Source organism: Sodalis sp. RH15, from assembly GCF_047324255.1.
In the GTDB taxonomy this organism is placed as follows: domain Bacteria; phylum Pseudomonadota; class Gammaproteobacteria; order Enterobacterales; family Enterobacteriaceae; genus Acerihabitans; species Acerihabitans ligni.
The window spans coordinates 2,815,077-2,826,478 of the sequence record NZ_CP178738.1 but is presented as its reverse complement, the minus strand read 5'-3'; the positions used below and the strand labels follow the sequence as shown (position 1 = coordinate 2,826,478).

General features: G+C 58.3%; 9 protein-coding genes. 7 read left to right on the top strand and 2 right to left on the bottom strand.

Going from position 1 to position 11,402, the window contains the following annotated elements; translation table 11 throughout:
- Positions 1 to 78 precede the first annotated feature (78 nt).
- The gene (locus ACL2XO_RS13030; protein WP_413742894.1) at positions 79 to 654 is read left to right on the top strand and encodes a hypothetical protein; all 576 of its coding nucleotides are present in this window, start codon (positions 79 to 81) and stop codon (positions 652 to 654) included.
- 190 nt (positions 655 to 844) lie between these two features.
- Here ACL2XO_RS13030 and nirB read toward each other — a convergent pair whose 3' ends face one another.
- Both nirB and ACL2XO_RS13020 read right to left on the bottom strand, forming a co-directional pair.
- The gene (nirB, locus tag ACL2XO_RS13025; RefSeq protein ID WP_413742893.1) at positions 845 to 3,775 is read right to left on the bottom strand and encodes a nitrite reductase large subunit NirB; all 2,931 of its coding nucleotides are present in this window, start codon (positions 3,773 to 3,775) and stop codon (positions 845 to 847) included.
- Between the two features lie 229 nt (positions 3,776 to 4,004).
- Complete coding sequence (locus ACL2XO_RS13020) at positions 4,005 to 5,288, bottom strand: nitrate- and nitrite sensing domain-containing protein (RefSeq protein WP_413742892.1); 1,284 nt, start codon at positions 5,286 to 5,288, stop codon at positions 4,005 to 4,007.
- A 262-nt stretch (positions 5,289 to 5,550) separates the two neighbouring features.
- Here ACL2XO_RS13020 and ACL2XO_RS13015 point away from each other — a divergent pair, with 262 nt between their 5' ends.
- The 6 genes from ACL2XO_RS13015 to ACL2XO_RS12990 all read left to right on the top strand — a co-directional run bounded on the left by ACL2XO_RS13015 (position 5,551) and on the right by ACL2XO_RS12990 (position 11,395).
- Positions 5,551 to 6,933 (top strand): D-arabinono-1,4-lactone oxidase, encoded by a 1,383-nt coding sequence (locus ACL2XO_RS13015; protein ID WP_413743059.1) that lies wholly within the window; start codon positions 5,551 to 5,553, stop codon positions 6,931 to 6,933.
- 60 nt (positions 6,934 to 6,993) lie between these two features.
- Positions 6,994 to 7,827 carry a glycosyltransferase family 8 protein gene (locus tag ACL2XO_RS13010; protein WP_413742891.1) on the top strand — a complete coding sequence of 278 codons (834 nt, stop codon included), beginning with the start codon at positions 6,994 to 6,996 and terminating at the stop codon, positions 7,825 to 7,827.
- 311 nt (positions 7,828 to 8,138) lie between these two features.
- Positions 8,139 to 8,870, top strand: coding sequence for a GntR family transcriptional regulator (locus ACL2XO_RS13005; RefSeq protein ID WP_413742890.1), 732 nt, complete (start codon positions 8,139 to 8,141; stop codon positions 8,868 to 8,870).
- On the top strand, positions 8,867 to 9,634 hold the full coding sequence (locus ACL2XO_RS13000) for an ABC transporter ATP-binding protein (protein WP_203521737.1): 768 nt from the start codon (positions 8,867 to 8,869) through the stop codon (positions 9,632 to 9,634). The genes ACL2XO_RS13005 and ACL2XO_RS13000 overlap by 4 nt, the downstream gene beginning before the upstream one ends.
- A gap of 1 nt (position 9,635) precedes the next feature.
- Positions 9,636 to 10,409 carry an ABC transporter permease gene (locus tag ACL2XO_RS12995; RefSeq protein ID WP_413724216.1) on the top strand — a complete coding sequence of 258 codons (774 nt, stop codon included), beginning with the start codon at positions 9,636 to 9,638 and terminating at the stop codon, positions 10,407 to 10,409.
- A gap of 5 nt (positions 10,410 to 10,414) precedes the next feature.
- A complete protein-coding gene (locus tag ACL2XO_RS12990; protein ID WP_413724215.1) occupies positions 10,415 to 11,395 on the top strand; it encodes an ABC transporter substrate-binding protein in 981 nt (326 codons plus the stop codon).
- The last annotated feature ends 7 nt before the right edge of the window (positions 11,396 to 11,402 follow it).

Below are 11,402 nucleotides of genomic sequence, written 5' to 3'. Positions count from 1 at the left end.
CGTGAGTGGGTAAGCATGCCTTTAGCGCTGATAAACTGTTGTGTTTAGATCCTTAAATAAGTGAGGAGAGTATTAATTATGCGACTAGTGGAATATTTCACCTGTTGTCCCAAACAAGATTTTTCAGATGGTAATGCCAGGATAAGAAACTGGGACTGGGTTCCTAATTATCACGGTGAATGGGCAGGTTGGGCCAAAGAAGCTTGGTTTGAAGAAAAAAGAAACCGACAAGAAGCTTTGAAGAGAATACACAATTGTTATGACAATCGGCATGAAGAGCTGGATTTATCTCATCTCGGCCTGAGCTGCCTGCCGATATTACCTTTATTTGTGAAAATTCTTAATGCCAGCCACAATAAGTTAACCGGATTGCCTCTTCCCTACCCTGATCAGATGCTTAAAATCGATCTGAGCTATAATAAAATTGAAAAATTACCCCGGAAGTTACTCATTCAGGTGCAGGAATTAAATTTGATCGGGAATCCTCTTAGCATAAAGTTTAAGAAATCATTGCATTTCGATTTTATGGACAACGTGAATTTTGAGGATAACACTACGGTACCCCATTACCCTTCCCATCCAATTTCTACGGCAAATAAGGGTTGGGCAAGCTTGCAGGTAAGTCAATTATGTTCAAGAATGGCTAAAAAATAACCAAACAGGCGACTCATCCTGCACTCAGCCAAACTTTCAGCGTCGATCCCGCCACGCCGTCATAGTATCCCGTGAGGCAACGCGGTGGCGGGGTTCGCTAACAAAAGGTGGCGTGGGCGCGAGCCGGCAAGCGATCTTTCCCCCGAATTATTCAGGACATCAAAGCGGGCCGGATGTACAGCCCGCCGCCTTAGCAGGCAATCTCCCCGTCCGGGATATCCGCCGCGGCCAGGGGCTGGCTTCCCACCCAGATTCGGCCCTGCTCCACTTTCACCGGCCAGGCGTTTACCCGCAGGCCGCTATCGTCGGGGCTGACGCCGTCACGCAGGCGGAAGCGTTTTTTATACAGCGGAGAGATGACTACCGGTTCCCCGGCGATATCGCCGATAATGCCCCGGGACAAGACGTTAGCGCCGCTCCCCGGCTCGAGGTTGTCGAGGGCGTAGACCTGCTGCGGATTGCGCGGCAGGTAAAACAGGGCAATCTGCCGCTGGGCTACCCGTACGGCAATGCCGGCGTTAGCTGGGATATCCGCCAGTTCGCCCACCTGCTGCCATTGATCGCCGCCGGCCACAGACGTTGCCGGTATGACCGGCGCGGTATCCGCAGCGGGCTTCTCTTCAATGCGGGCCGGGCGGATTTGTCCCCGTTCGGGCACCATGACCACCGCTTCGTCGGAGCTATCGCTGTTAAGGAATGCGCGGAACAGCGGCAACCGATCCTGACTTTCCACAGTGGTACGCCATTCGCACTGATAGCTATCCGCTACCTGCTGCATTTCCCGGTCCAGTTCGTCCACCAGCTGCAGGCTGTCCTGCAGGATAACCTCTTTAAGGTAATCCACCCCGCCCTCCAGGTTGTCCAGCCAGGTGCTGGTGCGTTGCAGCCGGCCGGCGGTCCGGATATAAAACATCAATACCCGGTCGATGGTGCGTATCAGTTGGTCGGCGTCCAGGTCGCTGGCGAACAGATCCCCATGGCGGGGTTTCATGCCGCCGTTGCCGCAGACGTAAAGATTCCAGCCTTTATCGGTGGCGATAACGCCGATATCCTTGCCCTGCGCTTCGGCGCATTCGCGGGTACAGCCGGAGACGCCCATTTTGAATTTGTGCGGCGAGCGCAGTCCCTTGTAGCGGTTCTCCAGACGGATCGCCAGTGCGGTGGAATCCTGCACGCCGAACCGGCACCAGGTGGATCCGACGCAGGATTTTACCGTGCGCAGGGATTTTCCGTAGGCATGGCCGGTTTCGAAGCCGGCATCCACCAGTTCACGCCAGATGGCGGGAAGCTGTTCCTGGCGGGCGCCGAACATGGCCACCCGTTCCGCGCCGGTGATTTTAAGGTAGAGGTGATAGCGCTGCGCCACCTGGCCGATGGCGATAAGGCCCTGGGGTGTGATTTCTCCCGCCGGTATGCGGGGAACCACCGAATAGGTGCCGTCTTTTTGGATGTTGGCGAAGAAACGATCGTTGGTGTCCTGCAGCGGCAAATGGTCGGGCTGCAACAGGTAGTCGTTCCAGCAGGACGCCAGGATTGATCCCGCCAGCGGCTTGCAGATTTCACAGCCGATGCCCCGGCCATAACGGCTGATAAGCTCATCGAAGGTTCGGATGTTATTGACCCGCACCAGGTGGTAGAGCTCCTGCCGCGAATAGGCGAAGTGTTCGCAGACGTCTTTTTTTACTTCCACCCCCAGCTGTGTAAGCTGGTACTCCATGATCTGTTTCACCAGGGGGACGCAGCCGCCGCAGCCGGTGCCGGCTTTGGTGCGGGCCTTGACGGCGTTGAGATCAATGCAGCCGTCTTTTACGGCTGCGCAGATATCGCCTTTGCTGACGTTATGGCAGGAACAAACCTGCGCCTGGTCGGGCAAGGCCGCCACGCCGAGGGCCTTGGCGGCCTGGCCGTCGCCGGCGGGCAGGATCAGGCTTTCCGGATGGGGCGGCAGCGCCATGTCATTGAGCGCCATTTGCAGCAAAGTGTTGTAGTCACTGCTGTCCCCCACCAGCACCGCCCCCAGCAAATGCTTGCCGTCGGCGGAAACCACGATCTTTTTGTAGATTTCATTGGGACCGTCGGTCCATTGGTAGGATTGGCTGCCGGGCGTAACGGCCAGGGAATCCCCCACCGAGGCCACTTCCACCCCCAGCAGCTTTAGCTTGGTGCTCATATCCGCGCCCCGGAAAACCGCGTCCTGCTGTGCCAGCACCGCGGCGGCGGTGCGCGCCATCTGGTAGCCCGGCGCCACCAGGCCGAAGTTCCGCCCCTGCCAGACCGCACATTCGCCGATGGCGAAGATATCCGGATCGGAGGTGCAGGTCTGGTCGTTGATAACAATGCCGCCGCGCGGACCGATTTGCAGGCCGCACTCCCTGGCCAACTGATCCCGTGGGCGAATGCCGGCGGAGAACAGCACCAGGTCGGTATCCAACGTGTCGCCGCCGGCAAAGCAGAGCCTTAGCCGGCCGTGGTTGCCCACCGTGATTTCCCGCGTGTCCTTGCCGGTATGCACCAGGACCCCCAGCGCTTCGATTTTCCGCCGCAGCATGCCCGCGCCGCCGTCATCCAGCTGCACCGCCATCAGCCTGGGCGCAAATTCAACCACATGGGTCTCAAGCCCCAGTTGCCGCAGGGCATTGGCGGCTTCCAGCCCCAGCAGGCCGCCGCCAATCACCACCCCGATTTCCGAACGGCGCGCCCGGACGGCAATGGCGTCCAGATCGTCCAGAGTACGGTAAACCAGGCAACCTTCACGCTCGCTGCCGGTGATGGGCGGTACAAAAGCATAGGATCCGGTAGCGATAACCAGCTTGTCGTAGGGGATTTCCCTGCCCTGTGCATCCACAACGCAGCGGCGCCCCCGATGGATGCGGGTGATTTCCTGCGCGCTGCGCAGCTCGATGCCGTTGTCGACAAAAAATCCCGGTTCCGCCAGGGACAGGGACTCCGCGCTGCGCCCGGCAAAATACTCCGACAGATGAACCCGATCGTAGGCCGGGTAGCGCTCTTCGCCGAAGACCACAATCCTGTAGCGCTTGTGCAGGTCTTGCTCCACCAGCCGTTCCAGGAAATGATGACCCACCATGCCGTGGCCAATAACGATTAATACCGGTTTACTCATGACATCAGTCCTTGCAGCCCTCAGCCGCCCCTGAAAACAAAAAAGGCGTCCACAGCTATACGACTAATCGCATAACCATGGACGCCTTTGCCCTTTTGCGTCCCGCGAACCCTCATTAGCCCGCGGAACTGAATGTGTGTTTTGCCGCTTTGCCGCCTGCCGTCCGGTGACATTTCCCCGGAAGTAAATCCCCCGTTATCAGCCCCGGGCGTTTAACTTCTCCGCCCCCTTAGGGATGATTCGCCAGAACATCGGCGATGGTCAGCATCGCGGCGGCAATGTCGATGAGTTTCTTGTTCTGGCTCATCGCCAACCTGCGCAGGGCAGTATAGGCCTCTTCCTCGCTCAATCCCCTGTGCTGCATCAATAAACCCTTCGCCCGTTCAATTTGCTTGCGCTCCCCGAGGGTAACGCGCAGGGCGGACAACTCCTGGTCCAGGGACTGCAAACGCCGATCCTGCTGCTGGATCAGACCCAGCAGCGAACGCCCCAGATGCGGGCGCAGACCGTCGCCGCTAAGCCAGCCCTCGGCCAGGCCGCCGCCCTCGCCGCCGGCGACAAACACCGCATAGTCCGGCGCCGGTTCCCCCCGGCGGCTCATCAGGGTCTCAATATCCGCCTGCTGGTCATCGCATGCCCGCTCGGCGGCGTCAATACTTCCCTGGCACCGCGCCATCAGCGTCCGCGCCAATCCGTCCTCTATTTGCTTCATGCCGTCCAGGCGCCGGCTCGCCAGGGTATACCAGCTCAGGCCCTCTTCCTGCGGCGCCGATCCCGCCTCGGTGCGGGTGCAGGCTATCCGCCGCAGACGTTCAAATCCGCTGTCCGCCTTCTGGTTCAACCAGCGCTGTGCGCTCTCTTCATCGGCGAAATCGACGAATCTTTCGAAACACTGCTCCTGGCTGTGGATAAGACCCACCAGCTGTTGCCGGACGCCATCGTCAAAATGTCCCGCGGTGAAGGCGGCGGCACCCGCCGCCCGCTCCTGCCCGGCAAACTCCTTGCCCCGCATAAAGCTGAGCATGGCAATCAGCGCGCGCGCCACGGCCGGTTCTGCGGCGGTATCCGTCACCTCCGACACCAGCGCCAGCAAATGGCGGATGATATCGTTATAGAAAGCCGTCATCGCCGGCTGCGGCAGGGCGCGATCGCGAATTTGCCGGCGCAGCGCCGGCAGCATGGCGAGGGCGTAAACCACGCTTGCCACCCCGCTGAACAGGCGTGACGACTGCGGCAGGGCCGCCGTGGTTTTTTCCAGCCGGGCCAGGGAATCCAGCACCGGCGTCTGGGCGATATCCGCCTCCTCCACCCGCCGGGCGAGCTCATCGGCAAAAGCGGGGCCCGTGGAGCAAAGATAGAGGTTGGATGCCCCGCGTTCGCACTGCAGCGTATGGATAAGCTGGCTTACCTTGCCCACCAGCTCACCGTTTTTCAGCAGATGGCGCAGGTTATTGACTTCGCACCGGCGCGAAGCGAGAAGAAAATGAATGGCTGTGGAGGAGTCTGCACGCATGGGGTTTCCGTCCGGCTAAGCACCTGTGGAACAGCGCGGTTTAATGATATGTTTTTGCTGTTCTTTTCAAACACGCACCGAGAAGCATAACCCTGATGTTACTACAGTTATCGCTATTCTTGCTATCGGTACAGAAATTCCTCCGGGTTAGCATCGGTTTTACCTGCAAAGCCGCCACATGGTCTACGCTACTATTGAACGGCATAAGAAATAATGACCGATGCGCGGATTACCCTTTGGATTCACTCACGGAGCAGGTGTGATGGCACAAGAAGCGGAACTTTATCCTCGAAGACATCCCCAGACGGCGGACAGCGACCCGCAGGTATGGAACTGGGCCCGGAACTATCCGGTGGGCCCCCGGACGGCGGTACAGCGTCCAGAAAATGAAGCGCGGCTGCAAAAAATCGTCGCCGCCTGCCCGGGGAAAATCAAGGTCATGGGCAGCCGGCTTTCTCCCGGCGAACTGCTGCGTATCCAGGGACCGGGGGATACGCTTATCGATCCTTCGGCCCTGTCCGGATTAATGGCTTCCACGGCACAGACCGCGACCTTCGGCGCCGCCACGCCGCTGCACGAGGTTTACCGGACGCTGACGGAAATGGACCGGATGCTGCCCTGCTCGCCGGGGGTGATTGCGCTGCAAACCCTGGCCGGAGCCATCGCCACCGGCACCCACGGCCAAGGATTGGAACAAAGCTCGCTGGCGGACGAAGTCGTGCGGGTTCGCCTGATTCGCGGCGACGGCGAAATCATTGAGTTCACCGCCGATGATCCCCGCTTCGGCGCCGTTCAGCTGGCCCTCGGCGCTCTGGGAGTTATCACCGAAATTACCCTGCGCACCTGTGCGGCGCGCCTCTATACCTGCCAGAAAAGCGCCAGCAGCGCTGAGCATCTGCACAGCAAACTGTACGAATGGAATGAGCAATTTCCTTTCAATAAAGCCTGGTGGTTTCCCGCTGAAAATCAGGTGCATGTCTGGTGCGCCCGTAACGCCACCGCCGATGAAGAAGCGCGCTACCGGCTCAACAAACGGCAGCCGGTGATTCGCCCCAGCCGCGACAGCAGCCTGAATGCCACGGTGGACCGTACCCTGCGCCATATGCAGGACGACACCAAAATAAAAGAGAAAGAAGGCAAACCCTACCAAACCGTCACCCGCTTCAAGGATTTTTCCGACGTCACCGGCGATATCTATCAGCTTTTTTGCCGGGGCATCGCCACGCCGCAGATCAATATCGAAATCGGTATTCCCCTGCATCGTGCCGGCCGGGTCATCAATAAGATAAAGCAATGGCATAAAGACACCAACCCCCATATGCATTACCCCATTATCCTCAGATGTACCGGCCCTTCCGCCGCCTGGCTGAGTCCGGCCTATGGCGAAGCCACCTGTTTTTTCGGCTTTGTGGTGTATTACGCCGAAGACGGTTCGCTATCGCCGGACGGCGCGCGCTTTATTAACGAAGCGGAAAAACTGCTGGCGCAGGAAGGAGGACGACCCCACTGGGGGAAATATTACGATAAAGATCTCTATCGCTGGCGGGAGCTATATCCGCAATGGGACCATTTTCGCCGGGTAAAATCCGCCTTGGATCCCGAGGGGAAATTCGCCAATGCTTTTATCGCCGAACTTTTTCATTAACGATTTAGCTATAAGTCCACTTTCCTATTAAACAGCCGCCCTCTGACGGGAGGAAAAAATATGCCCGCTTGGATAACCCTATTCACTCAGCCGTCCTATCTGCCGGGCGTCAGAACCCTGCGTAAATCCCTGGAAAATACCCGCACCCGTTATCCCCTGGTGGTGATGGTAACGGAAAATATCGATGAACACAGCCGCCGGTTATTAACGGATGAAGGCTGTCTGGTGCGTCAGGTGAAGCCCGTTGCCCCCCGTTCCGGGGTGCCGGGAAATTACGCCAATCCCCGGTTTTCAGAAGTCTGGACAAAATTGGCGGCCTGGCGGATAACGGAATTCGGGCGGCTGGCCTTTGTGGATGCGGATATGCTGGCGATGAAAAACATCGACGAAGTCTTTGATTTTCCGCTGCCTGACGGACATATCGCCGCCTGCCACGCCTGCCGCTGCAACCCGCATCGCATCGCCACCTATCCTCGGGACTGGGTACCGGCCAACTGTTATTACAGCTACCTGCCGGAACACAACGGCGCGCCGCTGCCACGGCGATTTAGTCCCTATTTCAATTCCGGATTCATGCTGCTGGCGCCGAACGACTCCACCGCCACAGAGCTGGAAAACAAGGTTGCCGCCATTAGCGATCTCGCCGCTTATCAATTTCCCGAGCAGGATCTGTTAAATGAGTATTTTACCGGCCGCTGGCTGCCGTTGCCTTATATTTATAATGCGTTAAAAACGCTTTCCGTACAGCATGCTTCCCTATGGAATATATTCGAGGTAAAAAATCTTCATTATATTTTATCCAAACCCTGGCAGGATAATAACGGCAAGGACGACAACAACCCCTATAATGAATTGCACCAGCTATGGTGGAAAACCTATCGCCAAATCGGCTAACGCTAAAATCGCCAGCGCCGTCGTTATGCCGGAGATATGGGGAGCCTCCGTTCCGGCTCCCTCTAAAAGCCATCAGATCATAAATTCTCTTTGCTTAAAAAGTTAATTCCGTGAGCAGCTCACTGCGGCGAATAATAACCTTTATTATAGCAAGGTTAATTCTCTGAGCTGCTCAGTAAAGTCTTTTTACAGCTAAGCAAATACATATTTGTTATTGGCGCTGGTGATAATTTACCTTTTAGACTCCCTCAATGTTAAGCACCTCAGAGATATTCTGTGAGCTGCTCACAAAATAATGAAGAGATGGTCAGATGTCAGTAGATTTCAAGACGCCCGCTGCTTCGGCAGGAAAAGAGCTGTCCTTAGGGGATAGCGCTTATCAGCATATTCGCCACGATATTCTGCGCTGCCGGTTATTACCGGGTTCGCTGATTACCGAGGCGGGATTAATGGAAAAGTACCTGATTGGCAAAAGCAGCTGTCGGGTGGCGCTGGCGCGCTTGTGTCATGAGCATCTGGTGGAATCCCGCCCGCGTAAAGGCTATCGCATCGCCCCCATCACCGTGCAGGACGTGGAGGAGATCTTTACTCTGCGGGCCCAGCTCGAACCCCTGGCCGCCCGGCTGGCGGTAGGTCGGGTGGATATCAGCCTGCTCAAAGAGTTGGAAGCCGCCTGTCGCGTTGAGCTAAAGGCGCCGCTGCCTGAGCAGATCACGGTCTTTATGAACGCCAACAAGCGGTTTCATTTGGCCATCGTCGAAGCCTCCGGCAACAACCATCTTATCCGTACGCTGTCCAGCCTGATGGACGAAATGTCCCGGCTGGTGGCGCTGGGGTTCAACGTGCAAAAGGTCAAGCCGGAGATCAAACACGATCATAACGCCATGATTGCGGCGTTCGAAGAAGGGGATGCCCGGCGGGTGGAGCTGATTGCCCGGCGCCATATCGAAACCTTCCAGGCCATGACGCTGGAAAAAGTCTACGCCACCCTGAGCAAAGAGGGTGCGCTGCTGCCCATCCTCGACAGGAGCCTGTTCCAATGAGCGTCTCGTTACGGGAACCACAGGAAGCCGGGGCGGAGGTTATTCGCGTCGAGGGCATCGGTAAAAGCTTCGGACCCTTGCGGGTATTGGAAAATATCTCCTTCCAGGTGCGTCCGGGAGAAATCATCGCCCTGCTGGGGGCCTCAGGCTGCGGCAAAAGCACGCTGCTGAACATCCTCTCCGGCCTGTTGCCGCCGGACGAGGGCCAGCTCCTTATCCAGGACCGGCCCGCGGCGCAGTTCAACCGCTGGCAGACCGTCGGCTATCTGTTTCAGGAGGACCGCTTATTGCCCTGGCGCACGGTGGGCAAAAATATCCATTTCGGGCTGGAAAACGGCAACTACGATCGCAACGAGCGGCAAAAAAGGGTCGAGGAGGTGCTGCGCCTGGTTAACCTGCAAGACTTTGAACATTCCTGGCCGCACCAGCTGTCAGGGGGTATGCGCAGCCGGGTGGCGCTGGCGCGCAGCCTGGTGGCGGAACCGGAGATTTTGTTGATGGACGAGCCCTTTTCCAAACTCGATCCGCAAACCCGCAGCGTCATGCATAACGAACTGCTGCGGATCCAGCGGCTGACCGGCATGACCGTGGTTATGGTGACCCACGATGTGGAAGAGGCGGTGGTGCTGGCCGACCGGGTGGTGATCCTGCGGCCCAATCCCGGCCATATTCATCATATCCATCGCATCGCCCTGCCCCACCCCCGCGTGCCCACCAGTCCCGAGGTGGCCGAACAGGCTCGGTTGCTAAGGCTTGAGGTATAGGATGAAATCGAATTCCCCTCTATTCACCCTGGTGGTCCAGCGGCTGGTGCTGATTGCCATTTTCGCCGCCGTCTGGTGGCTGGCCTCCCGGCGCATGCCGTCATTCGTCTTGCCCGGCCCGGACAAGACCTGGCAGGCGCTGGTGGCGCTGTGGCAAGGACACCGGCTGTTCCACGATATCGGCATCACCTTTTCCCGGGTCCTGACCGGTTTTTTACTGGCCACCCTGGTGGGCACCCTGCTGGGACTTGCCCTAGGGGCCAATCGCGCCCTGGCGCAGTTTTTCGAGCCGCTGCTGGCGGTATTCAATACCGTCTCTTCGGCGATTTGGGCCATCTTTGCCATCATCTGGTTCGGCATCTCCGACGCCACCACGATTTTCGTGGTGTTCATGACCGCCATGCCGCTTATCCTCACCAATGTCTGGCAAGGTGCGCAAACCGTGGATGCCCACTACGTGGAGCTGGCGCGCAGTTTTCGCATGGGCCGCCTGCAAACCCTGTGGAAGATTTATCTGCCCACCATCATGCCCTATTTCTTTTCCGGCGCCCGGCTGGCCTTCGGCTTCGGCTGGAGGGTCTCGCTGGTGGCGGAAACCCTGGGGTCCTCCGACGGCATCGGCTATCGCCTGCGCCAGGCCGGGGACCTGGTGCAAACCGATCAGGTATTTGCCTGGACCCTGCTGCTGGTGGCGTTGATGCTGCTGCTGGAAGGGGGCCTGCTAAAACCCCTTGAACGTTACCTTTTCCGCTGGAAACAGCGCACACGGGATTGATTATCATGAAGAAAGTATTATTGGCCGCCGCCCTCGCCGCCGGTTTGCTGTTGGCGGCAGGTTCCCAGGCCGCGGATAAAATACGCATCGGTTACTGGACCAGCGGCGTCAGCCTGGGTTACGGCGCGGTGCTGGAAAGCCAGAATTTCCTGGCCAAACGTGGCATCGACGCCGAGTTCGTACATTTCCCCGACGTCAACGCGCCAATTAAAGCCTTGGCCTCCGGCTCCATCGACCTGGCCTTCGGCGCGCCCCTGGCGGGCGTGTTCAGCACCGCCGCCGAAGGGGTGCCCATCAAGATTTTCGCCGCCACCCAGCCGGCGGACGTACAGTTTGTCGTACCGGCCGGCTCCCCCATCACCAGCCTCAAGCAGCTGGCGGGTAAAAAAGTCGGCATGTCGCCGGCGGGCTCGTCGGTGGCGGTTATCGCCGCCACGATACTGCAGGAAAACTACGGCATCAAACCGGACGGTTTTTCCCTGATCGGCGGCAATGAGTCCCGCCTGGCCCAGTTCCTGGCGCAAAAGCAGATCGATGCCGCCGCCCTGCGCTCGTTAACCATCGATCAGCTCGACGAGCTTAAGGTGACCCCCATCGGCAGCTTCGCCGACGAATGGAAAAAACTCACCCACACCGACGCCGTGCCCTACATCGGCGTCGGCGCGGTGCGCGGCGACTATCTGCACAAACATCCCGACGCCGTGGCCCGGGTGATTGCCGCCCTTAGAGATACGTTGGCCTGGGGCCACGCCAATCCCGACGCGGCGGCGGCCATTTTGCAAAAACAGGCCAACCTGCCGGAAAAAGACGCCCGTGTTTATATGGGCCGCTGGGACAGCATGAATCGTCTCACCTTTGAACCGGCCGATATCGACACACTGAAACGACAGCACAGCGTATTTCTGCAAAGCGGCGCCATCAAAGGCGAGTTAAAAGACGACCTGTTCGATAATCGTCCCTACCTGGCCGCCAAATCCATCAAATAGGAGTGAG